Genomic DNA, 17,014 nt, shown 5'->3' with positions numbered 1-17,014 from the left:
ACGCATCCCGAGAGGGATGCGACTTATATAGGTATATCGCTCCTGCTATGGCGGTGGGTTTCAATTCACGCATCCCGAGAGGGATGCGACTATCAACGAAATCCGTAGGCTTAATGGGACTAAGGTTTCAATTCACGCATCCCGAGAGGGATGCGACGATATTCTTGGATTTTTCCGCTACGTAGCCCCCGAGGTTTCAATTCACGCATCCCGAGAGGGATGCGACACTCCTCGAGGTGAGCCCCCGAGGTGAGCATACGGTTTCAATTCACGCATCCCGAGAGGGATGCGACTACCTTTGGGGTGTAATCAATCAGCAAGTGATCTAGGTTTCAATTCACGCATCCCGAGAGGGATGCGACAGTATAGGCACAAAAGTATAGAATTTATGCGAACTGTAGAGGGGTAAAATGCGAATAATCAAATACGTCAAAGATCTCTCTTACGAACTAGTCCTACAAAAATAGCCAAAGTGCTGAGAATAAGCACTTGCGAGATCTCCAGGGTTTTGCTGTGCACTTGAGGTTCGCAGAGCCTTAGACCTAGCCCCTGGGGATAGCCTATTGAGATTGAAGTAGGTTCAAGAAACTCTAGATGATTAGCTCTCCCTCTATCTCAAATGAGGTTACTTTCCCAAAGCAGAATATCTGCCTCTTGTAATTATTCCCTAGGTGGTATATCCGCAGGCTATCTAACTCTTTATCAATGACGGAGAGTAACTGGTGCTGTAAGGAGACAAACTGAGCTGGCTCTACGAGGCATTCAAAGACAGAATTCTGCACCCTTTGGCCATAATTTTGACATATGCGTGCGACCTGCCTCAGTCGTTTCGCTCCAGATGGGCTGGAAGTACAGACATCATAGGTAATAAGCAGATACATAACACTATTGAATGAGAAATACAGGATACTCGTCTAGATCCCCTCTCAAATGTCGTGCCAGCAGCTGAGCCTGCACATAGGGGATCAAGCCTACAGGTATTTTTTCTCTGAGGAAAGGATGGGTCAGTTCGTCTCTCTTGCGTTGCTGCCATAACTTGATTAGAGCCTTACGGGTATCTTCTTTAAGCAGTATGCCATTCTCTCCTTGGGTCAGAAAGTCCTTGGAGCTAATTTGTCGCTTATTGATGACAGATAGTACAAAGCGATCGACAATATAGGCCCTCAGCTCCTCCATCATGTCTAAGGCAAGGCCAGCCCTGCCAGGTCGATCTACATGTAAGAACCCTACAAAAGGGTCTAGACCAACACTCTCCAGTGCAGCACGTACATCGTGAGCGAGTAAGGTATAGAAGAAAGATAAGAGGGCATTGACCATATCCTTGGGTGGCCTCTTGTGCCTTCCAGAGAAGGGAAAGTCTGCGTTGAGGATGAGGTGATTAAAAACGGAGAAATATAACTTTGCGGCATTCCCCTCTATCCCCATGACAGTCATTCGATCTGCCACATTGGCCAGTTTCTTTTGCTCTTCCTTGAGCTGAAGAATGATCTCCTTGATTTGCTTCTCCACACCCTCCTCGGGTTGATGGTCTCGGCAAAAGCGAGCTAGTACGGCCCTATGGTTGGCGATCTTTCCTGCAATAAAAACGGAGGCAAGATGGGCAGAACATACATTATCGTCTGCGAGACGATATTGGGTTCTACGCAGTAATACATTTCCTTTGATCCCTCCCTCTAAGCTCCCAATATACCGGCCAGTAGGGGATAGGAAAGTTAGCTTAATCCCATTCTGCACGCATAGGTGCATGGCCCCTGGTGATGCTCCCATACGGGAGAAAGAAATTACCCCCTCGATATTGTGGATGGGCAAGCGCATAGCCTCATCTTGTTCGATACGCACGATGAGGTTCTCTCCATTTTTGCTCAGATATGCGTTGGGACTGAGGATGTATAGGGTATTGAGTAGACGTCTCATGGATTAAACAAGTTGTTTCGTAGCAGATATTCAGAGGCGGAGCCGAATTGATTGGCTCGAGGAAGGCATTGGTTTACTAGTGAGCAGGAGCGACACTTAGACGAGTAGACGGCTGCAATAGGACGTTTACTTTCGTATGCCCGATGCATCTGCTCTGTTATATCAAAAAGCTCTAGCCTCAAGGCTTCGTCAAGCAATACCGCCTCTCGGTGCTTTATTTCCCCATAGAATAAGTAACCTCGTGGGATATGAATGCCGTAAGTCTCCTCAAGGCAGATAGCCTGGGCGCACAATTGGAGGCGGTCTGCATTGTGCCGCTTAGGTTTCCCTCTTTTGTATTCGACTGGGGTCGCATCCCAGCGGCCAGGATACTGAGGGTGTACGAAGGCTGGGCCTATGGGGTCCGATGCGGGGACTAGCTCCACCGCATCGGAGAACCCATAAAGACCTAGTTGATAGGAAGCCAAGGGTACAGATCGGAGTGTGATAACGTCTCCTCGGCGTTCACTCTGCTCAGGTTCGTGTACTTTGCTGTGTAGTAGAGCTCCTTCGACAGTGAGGTGATTATCCTCCCACATTTGTTCCATGCACATCAGATACCATTGTCTAGGACAGAAGGTATAATGTTGTATGTCGGAGAGGAATAGCAACTCATCCTCTGTATATCTCTTGGTTTCCATAGAGTACTATCTAAGCTATATGAGCTCCAGGATCTCTACGCCTTGGGGTAGTCCTTCCCTGTCAATCTTGATGATGTAGTCGTCGAACGAGCGGGGAGCTTGGTCTGGGGCTTTTCGCTCGACTTTGATCAGGTCGAAGAGCTTGTGTGCAGGGGCGTTGCCGAGTTTGCTTTGATGCTTGAATACGATCAACTTACGTGCAGCCATCAGGCCTCGTGCTGCGGAGCGATCCACGTCGAACATATTTTGGAGAGCCCTCCAAAATAGCTCTAAATCTTGCTCTGAGAACTTGGTGTCCTTTGCCAAAGCAGCTGATATGAAGCCCTGTGTGCGATAGAGACCGTAGGGAATGGTTGCTTTGCGGCCCATAGTCCGATTATCTCCGCTTTGATCCTTCGCCTCTTTTTCAGTGGCAACGGCCATACGAGTGATAGTATGCTCGCTGGAGAATACTTGATCTATGGAGCGAGCAAAGGTCAATTGGATTGCCCCTCGTACCTGTCCAGCATTTTTCCCTTTCTCTCCTGTTGACATTACTGCTCCGAAGGTGCGCACATCGTAGTAATGGGCACACATACGTGCTCGGGCATCCTCAATACTTTTGCCTCCAGCCGCATCGTATTCGGCAGCGATGGTTTGGTTCAGTATCGCCTTCTCTCGAATGAAGATCTTGTAGAACTCTCTATCTTCTGGGGCGAGCTCCTCGCGGACTAGTTCGATATAGTTGCGAACCTTGCGCTTGAGGCATACATCCGTAACCAATCCCTGGCCTGTCTCGAAGTCTAGGCGTGGTAGGTTGCCGGCATCGGGATCTCCGTTGGGGTTGCCATCCTGCACATCGAAGAAGTAGAGGAAGTCGTAGCGGTTGCTAATGATAGGTGATTCCATAAGGGTAAAGTTTATTAAGTGAGATAATAATGATTACGATTTAGTTGGCTGTCTCTAACATTTCTTGCTCTTGAAGGTCTCCTTTCTCATTCTTGAGCGAAGTATTACGCTGATGGTAATAGCCTGCGGCAAATATGCTCTGTTCATCAGGGTTAAGATACTTGGGGAAGCGAGCTGTGCCCCCTGGCAAAAGGCTATAAATCTGCTCTATCTCCTTGCGGAATAGATATGCAAGCCCAGGCTTTTCCTTGTCGATCTTGGAGAGGTGATGTACGCTGAGTTGGGTCAATCGGCCAAAGATAATGCCAGGGGTACTCGATGCCGTGCGATAATACCTGTCGGTGATGGTCGCATTGGCTTGTTTGATAGCTGCTTTCTGAATGCCCTCTAGGACAGCAAAAAGTCTTCCAGCCAAATAGGCAGGCTCTGCGTTGGTCTTGTCTAGTGCCATGGTGATACGTTCGTAGTTGTATTTGCGGTTGATATATGCTTTGAGGATGGCAGCCCTTAGCTCTGACACAGGGCTGGAGGTGCTGTGGTCATGCAGGATGCGCTCTAGGCAAGCGAGTTGTAATGCCTCGGGGTAGGGACGTCCCTTGACAATACTCTCGACTATGCCTTGGATCATGAGAGCAGACCACTTGTCTGACTTGTTGGATGAAGACACGGCCTTCATGACTGTGTATAAGGATCGTAGACGTGGATGTTCGTTGTCTACAAGGCCTCCGAATCGGACAATATTCATGTCCTCGAGATGCTTCAGCGTGTTGGAGACGATCTCTTGGACGCTACCTTGCTGCCAAAGCTTGACCGATATTCTTTTTGCATTTGGGGTAAGCCCCAGGATATAGAACTGATCTTGGCTCTTCCGGTCGATATGAGCCCCCTTATTCCCACGTATGCTCTTCAGGGCACTGAGTACCTTGTGAGCCTCTAGCTCTGGGTCTGGTCCTTGGGGCTTAGAGCTGGCCTTCCTACGTGGACGCTTAGGGGTATCCTCGTCGTCCTCCTCATCGTCTGCATCGTTTCGGCTTGTTTCTATGCCGTTGAAGGTGGCCTTTTTGTAGCATTCGAGTAGGCTGTCTTGGTGCAGTGTACTCCAAAACACAAAGGTCGTATCTCCAATACGATAATTTGTATTGCTATCAGCCAGGAGGAGGTGGTTGAGGGCTGTCGATATGGCGTCGGAGGAGGCCACAGAGATGGGGGCATTGAGGCCTTGCTCTTTGCCGTAAGAGTCGTATCCGGAGCCTTTCTGAAAGCTGATGAGATTGGCCCCTGGTTGGGCTCCAAAGAGCGAGACTCCACCATGTAATCGGGCTATAGGGGCTCTCTCTCCTGTTACGAGGCAGCGGCCTATAGGATCACTATTGGAGCTTGTGGATGATGGGCCTCCTACATAGCTGGCAATATCTAGATGAGAGGCGATCAAACGATTGAGATCGTTCTCTGTGCTCAGTCTGAAGCTGATATTCGCCCCCACCTTTTTGCTTATTGCCTCTATGGCCTCTTGCGGTAGGGCTAGATGCTGCCCCTTGTCGTAGAATAGTTGGATGGCTCTGAACTCTTTATTCTCGGGGAAGGTCTCGCAAAGCTCTTTTAGCTCCCGTTTGAACGCCTCATGCTGCTTGGGTGCCATCTCGACCTTGTTCGCATCCTGCTCTGTCGGGGTACCCAACACATAGCCTGAGTGATCCCAAAGGACTTGGGAGGTCTCATAGCTCTTAGATCCACTTCTGCCCTTGGTCTTGGCCACTAGGTATCTGCGTCCTAGTTTGTTCTCTCCCTTGTCCCTAGTGTCTACGAAGTCTACGTATTCACCCTCTGGGCTGATGACGATGATGAAGGGAAGGCTCTTCCACTCCATCCCGAATGGGGCGACCTTGCCTAAGGCATTCATCGCCTGGTAATATTCGTTGAGAGCTTGTAGTATCATCGGAGTATCTCTTGGCTGTCTTTAGATGGTACCATAATGACCCCATGCTCCATGGTTGCATGGAAGAAGAGGGCAGGGGGACAAGACTTATTCGCCTCGAAGTCCATGTCGAAGAGCATGATCCCGAGGTCTCTACTCTCCTCGATCCCAAGCCCCTCTGGAGCGTTGGGGACGAGCTCAAAGGAGCAGGAGAACTCTCTACACCCTAGATAAGGTTGAGTATGACACTGGCCCATAGAGGCTCTGCGCTCGAATATCTCTTGATACTTGCGAGGGATCTCAGCCTCGGGGTGCTCTGCCCCCACCTGCTGCTCTAGAGGCCGTTGCTCTAGCGGGATGAACTCCATCTCGGCGAAGATCCGATAGGCCACGTCCTGGAGGAGGTAGGCAGTGCGCTGCTGTCGGTTGCCTTCTATGAGGATTTGTTTGGAGTCCTTCCCCATGGTCTTGCCGACCTCATTGCGTCGGATCGAGCATTTCTTGATCGGATGAAGCACCTCGATGCGTCGGACGTGCCATTGTATGGCTGGTTTCCAAAAGATGGCTTGGAAGATGTTACGAGCTGCCGAGGGGGTGATGACGTCGTAAGAGACCCGCTCGACCTTGAGCTCTGGTCGAGTGAAGCAGGCGAAGTCTCCTCGGATCTCTAGACAATAAGTTTTTCTGTCCATAGATATTGATTTATTTGTGTTTGTGTCCTTTGTTTCTAGTTTATTTCTCCCAATAGTTCTATATGTGGGGCTATACGGCAAGTAGCCCATCTATGAATGGATTGTCTGTTTTAGTCCCCAGGGCGAGGTCGTAGCCCTCTGGTGTGAGTAGATAGATGGCCCTCTCAGAGCGATGGTCAATGACCACCCGCTCGAGACGTCCTGCCTGGCAGAGTGTCTCGAAGTCCTTCTCATAGACCCCCACTCTGTACCGCTGTAGCAGTCGCAGGGCGGAGCGATCTAGGGGACGCTTCCCGCATTTGATCTGGCCGAGGAGATTAGCCCCCTCCTTCTTGTATGGTGTAAATATATCTATTTTATTTCTTTCGTCTATCATCATAAACTCCTGGCTAGCTTGCTCAAAATCAAATCGCCAGCTCTCACTATTGCAACTATGCCAAAGGAGGTTCTCGATGCCTTTGATGTCGAACTGAGACACTGCGGTGTAGAAGATCTTGTAGTAGGAGGATATGATCTCGGGCGAGGTTAGGTCTTGATCCCCTGCCCACGTTCTCAGGAGCTGCCTACATGCCTGCTGTGCATCGTGGAGCTCTCCCATAGCCCTCGAACCCTCTGTGAGGGTGAAGCAGATCATTCGCCCTCGCTCCAGGCCTCGCCCCTCTCGGTTACATCTGCCCCCTGCCTGGACGATCGAGTCTAGCCCTGCGAACGCTCGGTAGACAACAGGTAGGTCAATATCGACCCCTGCCTCGATGAGCTGTGTGCTGACGATGATCGTAGGCTCGCCCTGAGCTAGGCGATCCTTGATGCTGGTGATCTGATCCTGGATGTGTGCCGAGCACATCATGCGAGAGAGATGGATGACCCTATCTGGGGGAAGCCCTATCCCCATGAGACTCCGGTAGAGGCAAGCGGCTTCCCTACGAGTGTTCACGATGCAGAGGGCAGAGGGATGCTGAGCGAGGGCCTCGGCAAGCCCCTCCATACTATACTGTACTGGCTCAATTTGGTAGTCCACTCGATCGAAGGGGGCGAAGTGCTCCCGATCGTATGGGATGATGGGCTGCACCTTCTCCTCAAGGGCGAAGAAGTTCTTTTTGTGCGCATATTCGCTGCCGACGACCTCGTCGAAGTTGGGTAGGGTAGCTGAGCAAAAGAGTGTTTGCGTCCCGAAGGAGTAGTAGAGGCTATTGAGTGCTCTGAGCATAGGGTGCAGGAAGCCTGTGGGGAAGATCTGTACCTCATCGAATACCAAGGTCGCTTGGCAGATATGGTGTAGCTTACGGCATCGAGAGGTCTTGTGGGCGAAGAGGGACTCGAAGAACTGTACGTTGGTCGTGATGATGATCGGTGCATCCCAGTTCTCGGCGAGGATCCTAGTCCTATCTAGTCGCTCATCGATCTCTGCATCACGCTCGAATCTGATGTCGGAGTGGTGCTCGAGGATATTATGCTCGCCGAATATCTCCCTAAACGTTTGTGCCGTCTGTGTGATGATCGAGGTATAGGGGATGACGTAGATGATGCGGGGCGACTGGTGTTGTATGGCATGCTCCAGGGCCCAGGCCATGGAGGATAGGGTCTTGCCCCCACCAGTAGGTAAGAGGAGGCTGTAGAAGCCCTTGTTACACTGCCTCCCGTGCTCTCGGCAGGCATCCAAGAAGAGCTTCCGCTTCTGATTGATCGAGCTTGTGGCCTGAAAGCGATCGGTATGCTGTCTGAGGAGCTCTCGGAGCTCTGTCATAGTGCTGTACTGCCTTGAGATCTCGAGGCGCAGATGCCGTCGCTCCCTATCCATGAAAGCCTCTGTATCGAGGAAGTCCGCATCCGTGAGACAGGAGAATAGTATCCGCACAAATAGCTGTCTGTCCTCGCTATCCATCTTGCCGAGATGCCTCTCGATCTTGTGGCCATGTTCCTCTGCCCAATGCTCTAGCAGAGTGCTAACCTGTCGATCGTGCTCTAGTGTGTCGTGTAGCCTCATTAGAGTTTCTCCGTCCTCTAGCACTTGATCGAGGTCTTTGTATCCTCTGAGGCCTCTGTGATGCCCATCAATGCAGTAGGCTAGGGCTTGAGCAGTCATGGGGTATAGATCCGCAAGACCTCTGAAGCACAGCAGAGCCCCAGCGGCACTATGAGGAGCTTTGGGGGCTCTCTCCCCCTCGAGGGCCACGGCTCTGAGGTATCGTTGGAAGCTTGGCTGGGCCTTCCCTGCATCATGGAGGCGACCCACTAGCCATCCTAGAGGAGTAAGTCGAGGGCTATAGCTCTCGGAGATAAATCGTGCGCATAGCGTTGCTACGGCCTCTGCATGGTCGCTCATCGACTGCTCTCGCTTGTCGTCGCTGATGTGGGCTAGGTGATCTTTGGTGCTCATTTTGCTTAGTTGTTAATGGCTTTAGCAAGCCTTGTCCATGTCTCTCTCAACGAAGATACGGCCAGAATCACATAATGTCCAAAGAACTACTCGTTCGTATTTATAGGTCGCGCCTTTGCCTTCCTTATACAGGAGCTCTATTATGTAGGTTTTCGTTGCCATTTCTTATCCTCGGGATTAATCTAGCTGGGTTCAAACTTACTTTTTCCCCCCTCTATCCTTTTGCTTGCAAATGTAATCATTTTTTTTATTCATGTGATAGGGGATAATTTTGCTGCTGGATCGAAGAGACGATAGCTTGGGGCTCATCGTCGTAATCTTCATTTCTTTACGCATTTCTGTTGTATCTTTGTGTACCCGTTTGTCAGATCGGGGTGAGTTGAAACATGTGTTAGGGCATCTCTATGGCCTCAATCGTATAACCCCACGGGCTAATACCAGCCCGTGGGGTTAGTTTTTGTAGGAGGGTTTGCGAGATTTTGCTCCCTCTGCGAGCGAAAGGGGATGGATAACCTCGTCGAATCCTCGAAAGCCGCTCCGCTTCGCCCCTGTTGGGAGCTCTGTTGCGATCTTACTTAGACCTCGATAGAGAGCCTACTTGAGTCTCGATGGCGATCCTACTTAGACCTCGATGGAGCTCCTACTTGAGTCTCGGTTGCGATCCTATTTGGGTCTCGATGGAGGGCTTACTTAGATCTCGGTCGAGAGGCTATCGAGAGCTCTTAGCTCGTTGTCTCGGGGGCTCTAGAGGGGGGGCTCCTGGGATTATCCCGATGGTTTGTGTGGAGCTTCAAGGGATAGTGGCTTCACGATCGAATAATATTATCTGTACCTTTGCTATCCATTGCTATTCGAATTACCCTTCAATTACTGTATGGTACGTAAATTACTCTTTGCCTCCTTCCTCGCCCTTGTGGGCAGCACAACCCTCGACGCACAGCAGAGCGCAGAGGTGCGCCAGCAAGTTTTGATCGAAACCAATAGAGGGAAGTTCGTCGTCGAACTATACAACGAGACTCCCAAGCATCGAGACAACTTCCTCGCCCAGGTACGTGCTGGGGCCTATGAGGATGTAATCTTCCACCGCATCATCAAGGACTTCATGATCCAAGGTGGCAACCTAGAGGCTAAGTCGAGCCTTAAGTCCGACGAAGAGCTCCCTGTAGACTCTACGGCTGGCATAGTCATGGCAGAGCTGATGCCCGAGCGTTTCATTCACCTACGTGGCTCACTCGCAGCAGCTCGACTGCCAGATGATGTAAACCCTGAGAAGGAGTCTTCGGCCACTCAGTTCTACATCGTTACGGGGAAGTTCTACACAGAGTTTGACATGAAGGAGATCATGGCCAAGGGAGGATACCAATACAGCCCCGAGCAGGTGAAGCAATACATGCTCCAAGGGGGGACGCCTCACCTGGATGGCAACTACACAGTCTTCGGCCGTCTCGTGGACGGGTGGAGCGTGGTGGACAAGATCCAACGCTTCCAAACGAACGAAGAGGATCGTCCGCTCAAGTCTATCTTCATCCGTCGTATGCGGGTGCTGGAGGGCAAGGAGCGCAAGAAGCTCTAGTCCTCGGCCGGGATGACCTCGAGCAAGCCTTATCGGGAGCTGCTTCACACGGGCCTGCCCATTGTCCTGGGGCAGGTGGGAACGATATTTGTCAGCTTTGCCGACAATATCATGGTTGGCCATCACAGCACCCACGAGCTAGCGGCGGCTTCCTTTGTCAATAATATCTTCGCCCTGGTCTTCATCTTCGGGATGGGCTTTGCCTATGGGCTTACCCCGTTGGTAACCCATGCCTATACCCGAGAGCGTTATGCGAGGGCAGGGCATCTCATGCTGCACAGCCTCCTGCTCAATGTGCTCGTAGCCCTCGTTGTGTCTCTCCTCATGCTCGCCCTCTACCTGAACCTAGAGCATACCGATCTGCCGAGCGAGCTCATCCCGATTGCTAAGCCCTACTACCTGCTGCAGCTACTCTCCTTCGTCCTTTTTATGCTCTTCAATGCCTTCAAGCAATTCTTCGATGGCTCGGGGCGTACGGACGTCGGGATGTGGGTTGTATTGGCCTCCAATGGGCTCAATATCTTTGGTAATTGGCTCTTCATCTTTGGTCATTGGGGGCTACCCGAGTGGGGGTTGTGGGGGGCAGGTCTCTCTACAGTCTTGGCGCGGCTCTTTACCCTCCTGGCCTTTGTATATTTCTTTGGGCGTGTAGCGCACTTTCGCCTTGCTTTCCCCCGTCCTATTCGCTGGAGGCTTCGTCGGCTCTACCTTCGCAGCCTCGTACACATGGGGATGCCCATCGGGTTATATGCTGGAGTCGAGGCAGGGGCCTTCACTATTGCCTTGCTCTTTGTTACGAAGCTCGGAGTTATCCCTCTAGCCGTGCATCAGATACTGTGCGTCGTTACGACCATTGGCTACTTCGTTTACTATGGCCTAGGTGCAGCCACGACGATCCTGGTGAGTCGCTCGAGGGCTCGGGGTGATCTAGTCGGTGCACGCTTGGCCGTTAGGGTCGGGATTGAGGTCTCCTTCGGTGTGGCACTCAATGCCATGCTCCTGATGTGGCTGGGTAGGCATCAGATTGGCTATATCTTTGGGAGCGATCCTGCCCTGGCAGAGATGGTGGCCGTTGGCCTTATCCCCGTTATCCTCTATCAGATTGGAGATGCTCTGCAAGTCATCTATGCCAATGCCCTAAGGGGGATGCAGGACGTGCTCTTCCTGGCTATTGCTGCTACGGCTGTACACATGGGGTTAGAGCCATTGCTCAACTATGTCTTCGGCTTCCGACTGGGGCTGACAGACCCAGCCCTGCAGCTAACGGCTATTTGGAGTGCTTATCCGATAGGCTTACTGACTCTAGGACTATTACTTCGCTATCGGTTTCGCAAGATTACTTTCATCAAATAACTGACACATTATGGCAGGTAAGAAGTGGTACGTCGTCTGGTCAGGCCTCGAGCCTGGAGTCTATGACAGTTGGGAGGAGTGTCGCCAACAGATCGAAGGGGTCAAGGGGGCTCGTTACAAGGCCTTCCCCTCTCGTTCGCAGGCTATGCAGGCCTTCGAGGACGGAGCGGAGGGCTTCTATCGTAGACACTACGGGAGTCAAGAGGAGGCTGCTCCTATGTCCGGCAAGCCAATCTTTGCAGCCCTAGCTGTCGATGCCGCCTGTAGTGGCAATCCAGGGGTAATGGAGTATAGAGCCGTTAGGGTAGACACGCATCAGGAGATCTTCCACGTAGGCCCTCTGCCAGAGGGTACGAACAATATTGGAGAGTTCCTCGCTATCGTCCATGCCCTGGCCCTGCTCAAGCAGCGCAATATGGAGCATTTGCCGATCTATTCGGACAGCGTTACCGCCATCTCTTGGGTACGTAACAAGCGTTGCAAGACCTTGCTGCAGCGCACGCCTAAGTCCGCCCCTGTGCTCGACCTCGTGCTTAGAGCGGAGAAATGGTTGCATGAGCATACCTATAGAAATCCGATCTACAAATGGGATACGCCGAACTGGGGCGAGATCCCAGCCGACTTTGGCCGTAAGGGTTAGCCATGCGATCATGATACCCAAGCTTTGGATCTTCAACCCTGGACACGAAGAGGCTCTACGCATCCCTCTCAGTCAGCGTTATACTCCCAAGAGGGAGGTATGCCGGATGATGAGCGAGCTTGCCCCTCTGATGCAAGTCTTTGCTGAGGAGGGGGATTTCGTTTGGCAGCCCGAGCAGGATGGCTCTTGGGGTAGGTTGCTCGATCACTCCTTGGCCGAGGTCTTATCCCCCGAGGTTCTCCCCGAGGCTCTAGAGCTAAGCCCTTGGGCCCTCGAGCTCCATCTACTGCGTGTGATCACCCAACAGCTACAGGAGGCTTATCCATCTCTCCGTCTCATCCAGCCTCAGATCTCAGAGGCCTATCTGAGCCTCTCCCACCGACGAAGTGCCGAGGGACTACTGCGGCAGCTTGTAGAGCATTCGTTAGCCCCTCAGTATCTCCAGCCTCGATGGATCGAGGGCGATCGTCCCGAGCACGAGATCGAGGCCGAGATCGAGTATTGGGCTAGGGCCTATCAGCAGCAATATCTAGGCCTCCAGGCTCTCTTTGCCAAGCGTCCCTTCAGCTCTTCGGGTCGAGGAGTACAGCCCATCCCTCTACCTCTAGGGGCTGATCGGGTGCGTGCCCTCGCTGCAGGCTGTCGCCGTAGTGGTTCTCTGAGCCTCGAGCCGATGCTACAGGTGCTGGACAATTGGGCTCTCGAGTACTGGAGCGATGGTCTAGGACAAGTGTCTCTGCTTGGTCTCTCTCATTTCGAGACCCATGAGGCTAGTGGAGCCTATCGAGGGAATATCCTCGCAGGTGAAGCACAGCTGAGGGAGGAGCTCGAGCAGCTCGTCGGTGCAGAGGTACTCGCCGCTGTAGTGGAGCAGCACTGTCGCTTCCTCTCCCATTCGCTAGGCTCGGGCTATCGGGGTTATATCGGTGTAGACCTCTTTGTCTACTCAGCTCCTTGGGACGAAAGGCCTAGGCTGCACCCCTGTGTAGAGATCAATCTGCGTACAACTATGGGGGTATTGGCTCATCAATTGTATCAGCGTTACATTCACCCCTCTAAGCGAGGGTATTACAGACTGCTCTACTTAAGCGATCGAGAGGCCATGGCAGAGCAGGTTCGCCGCTCAGGCCTGCCGCCTCTCTTCGATGCAGAGGGGAGACTCTATGGGGGGCATTGGGGCTTGACCCCCTTGCCCGAGGGTGGTGGCTTCTATGCTTATGTGGAGATAGAGCCATAAGTCAATAAGCCTCGAGCGAACAAGCGTTCGCCCGAGGCCTATTGATTTGTAGAAGGGTATCGAGTGCTTAGTCTTCGATAGCTGCGATACCGGGGAGCTTCTTGCCCTCGATCGCCTCCAGTAGAGCACCGCCACCAGTAGACACATAGCTAACCTTGTCAGCGAAGCCAAACTTATTGACAGCTGCAACGCTATCTCCACCGCCAACGAGGGAGAATGCCCCTGCTGCAGTAGCCTCGGCAATAGCTTCGGCCACGGCACGAGTACCTTCGGAGAAATTATCCATCTCAAACACCCCTGTAGGGCCATTCCAAAGGATTGTCTTCGAAGCCTTGATCACCTCGGCGTAAGTCTTGATGCTCTCAGGGCCGATGTCCATACCGATCCAGCCAGTGGGGATGTTGTCGTTCTGAGCATAGTCTGTCTTGGCATCGTTGGCAAAGGCATCTGCGATCTTCGAGTCAGAGCTCAGTACGAGGTTTACTCCGTTGGCCTTAGCCTTGGCTACGATCTCACGAGCTAGGTCGAGCTTATCCTCTTCGCAGAGTGAGTTGCCGATGTTGCCTCCCTCTGCCTTGAAGAAGGTGTAGGTCATTGCGCCTGTGAGGATGAGGTTATCTACCTTGCCCAGTAGGTTCTCGATGATGTCGATCTTGCTAGAGACCTTTGAGCCCCCCATGATAGCCGTGAAGGGACGATTGATGTCCTGCATCACCTTAGCCACAGCATTCACTTCCTTGCCCATGAGGTAACCGAACATCTTGTTGTCCTTGTCGAAGTATGCTGCGATAAGAGCCGTAGAGGCATGGGCGCGGTGAGCTGTACCGAAGGCGTCGTTTACATAGCAGTCGGCTAGGCTAGCAAGCTTCTTGGTGAACTCCTTCTGACTCTCCTTAACAGCCTTCTTAGCGGCAGCCTTCTCCTCGTCTGAGGCATCTTCGGCTAGGCCTCTTGGCTTACCTTCCTCTTCGGCATAGAAGCGGAGATTCTCGAGCAGGAGAGCTTCGCCTGGCTTCAGGGCAGCAGCCTTCTCGACAGCCTCTGCACCAACGCAGTCATTTGCGAACTGCACCTCTACACCCAGGCACTCAGACACGTGAGCAAGGATGTGGCGCAGGGAGAACTTATCCTCAACCTTCTTGGGTCGGCCGAGGTGTGAGCCAATGATGACAGAGCCACCGTCGGCGAGAATCTTCTTGAGTGTAGGTAGGGCGGCACGTATGCGGGTGTCGTCAGTGATGTTGAAGTCGGCGTCGAGGGGGACGTTGAAGTCTACTCGAACGAAAGCCTTCTTACCTGAGAAATTGAACTGTTCGATAGTCATTTCTTTCGTTGTTTTAGTTATGATGGATAATCTCTTTACGTTCGCACGCAAAGATAGTGCTTTATACGTTTAGAGCCTATATCGTTTGGTGAGGTCTTCGAAGGCATCGATGCGTCGATCTCTGAAGAAGGGCCACCAGCGACGAACTCGCTCGCTCCGCTCGAGGTCAATCTCTATGATACGGAGCCCTTCCTCCTGACCCAGCTCGGCCAGTAGCTCACCCTGTGGCCCGGCCACGAAGCTACGCCCCCAGAAGAGAATGCCTCGGGTCTGCCCTGTCGGGTCTGCCTCGTGTCCTACACGATTGACCGCAATGACTGGCAGCCCATTGGCTACGGCATGCCCACGTTGTACGAGCTGCCAAGCGTCGCTCTGCCTCGTCTGCTCGTGGGCATGATCGCTGCTCTCCCAGCCGATCGCTGTGGGGTAAATGAGTAGCTCAGCCCCCTTCATAGCCATGAGGCGTGCAGCCTCGGGATACCACTGATCCCAGCAGACCAAGACCCCTAAGCGACCCACAGAGGTGTCGATGGGCTCGAAGCCAAGATCGCCTGGAGTGAAGTAGAACTTCTCGTAGTAGGCGGGGTCATCAGGGATGTGCATCTTGCGGTATTTACCTGCAATGCTTCCATCTCGTTCGAGGACGACAGCTGTGTTGTGATATAGACCTGGAGCCCTTCGCTCGAAGAGTGAGAGTACGAGCACAATGCCTAGCTCTCGGGCTAGGGAACCAAACTCATCCGTACTAGGCCCAGGTATGGGCTCTGCCTGGTCGAAGATGTCTACGTTCTCCTCTTGGCAAAAGTACAACCCGTTGTGAAGCTCTTGCAGGACGACGAGCTCTGCCCCCTCGAGGGCAAGCGTGCGGATGCTGCTCTTGAGCCGATCTATGTTGTGGCGCAGGTCTGAGCTATTGGCCTGCTGAATAATACCTACTTTCATTGTGATTATTTATTAGGGTTAATAAATCCCTGCGGCAGCTGCATCGTAGCGCAGTGCAGGCTGCCATGTTGGCGGATCAGTGTGCGGCAGTCTACGCCTACGACCTCGAGCCCCGGTAGGGCCTCTCTGAGTCGAGATAGGGCTACCTCATCCGAGCTCTGGGCATAGGTGGGTACGAGCAGCCCTCCATTGACGAAGAGGAAGTTGGCGTAGGTGGCTGGCAGTCGATGCCCATCCTCCTCATGGATAGCACTGGGTAGGGGAAGGGGAATGAGCCTGTAGGGCTTGCCCTCGGGTGTAGTCAGTTGTTCGAGCTCCTGCTCCATGCGCTTGAGGCGATGATAGTGCTCATCCTCGGTATCATCGCAGCACACGTAGGCTATGGTCTCTGTATCGACGAAGCGAGCGAGCGTGTCGATGTGCCCATCGGTATCGTCCCCCTCTAAGTCACCATGGCGCAGCATGAGCAGACGATCCGCACCCAGTGTCTCACGGAGCATAGCCTTGAGCTCCTCTTCATCGAAGCCTGGGTTGCGATTGGGCTCGAAGATGCAGCTCTCTGTCGTGAGGATTGTCCCCTCTCCATCACTCTCTACGCCTCCACCCTCGAGGACGAGCAAGAGGTTGTTGAGTCGCTGAATATCGGAGGCAAAGTACCTACCCACATACAAGGCTCGATTGACCAGGTTGTCCGCATCTGCGGCGAACTTCATTCCCCAGCCGTTGAAGGTGAAGTCTGCTATAGCCTTGAGCTCCTCCTCCTCTGTCTTGAGGCGGAAGGAGAGAGGCCCGTAGTCCCTCACCCAGGTGTCATTGGTGGGAAGCTCGATGAAGCGTAGCTGGTGAGCAAAGGCCTCTTCGCCGAAGAACTGCTGTATGCGCTCAACCTCTGGGGTAAGGATGATCAGATCCTCAAAGCGCAGGATAGCCCTTGCGAGCTCTCTGTAGCAAGCGTCTGCCTCGTCGAGGATATGTGCCCAATCGGTCTCGGCATGCGGCCAAGAGATGATAACGGCATCCTGAGCCTCCCACTCGGGGATGAGTCTGATTTGAATGTCCATAGAGTATATATCTGAATGATATGCTGAATACTGAGTTAATTGCGAGTGCAAAGATAACCAATAATGGCGCAGCCTCCTCTTGAGCTCTATGTACCGTCTTGTGATCGTCTCTCTTGTCGTGGTCTCTTGTCTGAGGAGAAGCTCGTTGATGAGTCCCTGAAGCTCCCTCATCTCGCCCCCTTCGAGAGCTCTGCTTCTCTCCCGATAGGCTCTCGACCGAGGCTCAAATAGGATCTCCATCGAGGTCTAAGTAGGATCTCAGCCGAGACTCAAGTAGGCTCTCGAGTAAGGTCTAACATAGGATCTCTGTTGAGGTATGAATAGGAGAACGGATGGGACGATCTCAAGATTGCTCCCGTTTTGAGGACACTCCGTTTTGGGAATGCGTTCGCTCGACGTCGTAGAGGGTACAGAGCAA

14 protein-coding genes and 1 CRISPR repeat array are annotated in these 17,014 nt (G+C 52.7%); of the genes, 4 read left to right on the top strand and 10 right to left on the bottom strand.

The window, feature by feature from the left end:
* Positions 1-56: 56 nt before the first annotated feature.
* Positions 57-362: direct repeats of the CRISPR family, unit length 34 nt; unit sequence GGTTTCAATTCACGCATCCCGAGAGGGATGCGAC.
* A 228-nt stretch (positions 363-590) separates the two neighbouring features.
* The 7 genes from cas2 to HQ37_RS00120 all read right to left on the bottom strand — a co-directional run bounded on the left by cas2 (position 591) and on the right by HQ37_RS00120 (position 8,466).
* Positions 591-881 carry a CRISPR-associated endonuclease Cas2 gene (gene cas2, locus HQ37_RS00150; RefSeq protein WP_036878577.1) on the bottom strand — a complete coding sequence of 97 codons (291 nt, stop codon included), beginning with the start codon at positions 879-881 and terminating at the stop codon, positions 591-593.
* A gap of 4 nt (positions 882-885) precedes the next feature.
* On the bottom strand, positions 886-1,914 hold the full coding sequence (gene cas1c, locus HQ37_RS00145) for a type I-C CRISPR-associated endonuclease Cas1c (protein ID WP_036878574.1): 1,029 nt from the start codon (positions 1,912-1,914) through the stop codon (positions 886-888).
* The gene (cas4, locus tag HQ37_RS00140; RefSeq protein WP_036878572.1) at positions 1,911-2,594 is read right to left on the bottom strand and encodes a CRISPR-associated protein Cas4; all 684 of its coding nucleotides are present in this window, start codon (positions 2,592-2,594) and stop codon (positions 1,911-1,913) included. Before cas4 ends, cas1c begins: the two co-directional genes overlap by 4 nt.
* Before the next feature lie 15 nt (positions 2,595-2,609).
* Positions 2,610-3,482 (bottom strand): type I-C CRISPR-associated protein Cas7/Csd2, encoded by an 873-nt coding sequence (gene cas7c / locus HQ37_RS00135; RefSeq protein ID WP_036878569.1) that lies wholly within the window; start codon positions 3,480-3,482, stop codon positions 2,610-2,612.
* A 40-nt stretch (positions 3,483-3,522) separates the two neighbouring features.
* Positions 3,523-5,418, bottom strand: coding sequence for a type I-C CRISPR-associated protein Cas8c/Csd1 (cas8c, locus tag HQ37_RS00130; protein ID WP_052080636.1), 1,896 nt, complete (start codon positions 5,416-5,418; stop codon positions 3,523-3,525).
* Positions 5,415-6,089 carry a type I-C CRISPR-associated protein Cas5c gene (cas5c, locus tag HQ37_RS00125; RefSeq protein WP_036878567.1) on the bottom strand — a complete coding sequence of 225 codons (675 nt, stop codon included), beginning with the start codon at positions 6,087-6,089 and terminating at the stop codon, positions 5,415-5,417. Before cas5c ends, cas8c begins: the two co-directional genes overlap by 4 nt.
* Before the next feature lie 70 nt (positions 6,090-6,159).
* Entirely contained in the window at positions 6,160-8,466 is a 2,307-nt protein-coding gene (locus tag HQ37_RS00120; protein ID WP_052080635.1) for a CRISPR-associated helicase/endonuclease Cas3, read from the bottom strand.
* Between the two features lie 874 nt (positions 8,467-9,340).
* Here HQ37_RS00120 and HQ37_RS00115 point away from each other — a divergent pair.
* From HQ37_RS00115 to HQ37_RS07985, 4 genes are read left to right on the top strand one after another with little or no spacing between them, the layout of a single operon-like run.
* A complete protein-coding gene (locus tag HQ37_RS00115; RefSeq protein WP_036878565.1) occupies positions 9,341-10,039 on the top strand; it encodes a peptidylprolyl isomerase in 699 nt (232 codons plus the stop codon).
* A 12-nt stretch (positions 10,040-10,051) separates the two neighbouring features.
* Entirely contained in the window at positions 10,052-11,392 is a 1,341-nt protein-coding gene (locus HQ37_RS00110) for an MATE family efflux transporter (protein WP_036878562.1), read from the top strand.
* A gap of 10 nt (positions 11,393-11,402) precedes the next feature.
* Positions 11,403-12,032 carry a viroplasmin family protein gene (locus HQ37_RS00105; protein ID WP_036878559.1) on the top strand — a complete coding sequence of 210 codons (630 nt, stop codon included), beginning with the start codon at positions 11,403-11,405 and terminating at the stop codon, positions 12,030-12,032.
* A gap of 10 nt (positions 12,033-12,042) precedes the next feature.
* The gene (locus HQ37_RS07985; protein ID WP_052080634.1) at positions 12,043-13,269 is read left to right on the top strand and encodes a hypothetical protein; all 1,227 of its coding nucleotides are present in this window, start codon (positions 12,043-12,045) and stop codon (positions 13,267-13,269) included.
* A gap of 67 nt (positions 13,270-13,336) precedes the next feature.
* On the opposite strand, the gene pgk is transcribed toward HQ37_RS07985, so the two are convergent.
* The 3 genes from pgk to HQ37_RS00085 all read right to left on the bottom strand — a co-directional run bounded on the left by pgk (position 13,337) and on the right by HQ37_RS00085 (position 16,596).
* On the bottom strand, positions 13,337-14,593 hold the full coding sequence (pgk, locus tag HQ37_RS00095) for a phosphoglycerate kinase (protein WP_036878556.1): 1,257 nt from the start codon (positions 14,591-14,593) through the stop codon (positions 13,337-13,339).
* A 69-nt stretch (positions 14,594-14,662) separates the two neighbouring features.
* Complete coding sequence (locus tag HQ37_RS00090) at positions 14,663-15,535, bottom strand: carbon-nitrogen hydrolase (RefSeq protein ID WP_036878553.1); 873 nt, start codon at positions 15,533-15,535, stop codon at positions 14,663-14,665.
* A 5-nt stretch (positions 15,536-15,540) separates the two neighbouring features.
* Positions 15,541-16,596, bottom strand: a complete 1,056-nt coding sequence (locus HQ37_RS00085) for an agmatine deiminase family protein (RefSeq protein WP_036878550.1) — start codon at positions 16,594-16,596, stop codon at positions 15,541-15,543.
* Positions 16,597-17,014 lie beyond the last annotated feature (418 nt).

The organism is Porphyromonas sp. COT-239 OH1446 (genome assembly GCF_000768875.1).
Classification (GTDB): domain Bacteria; phylum Bacteroidota; class Bacteroidia; order Bacteroidales; family Porphyromonadaceae; genus Porphyromonas.
The sequence above is the reverse complement of the archived record's forward strand: the minus strand, read 5'-3'. Positions and strand labels throughout refer to the sequence as shown.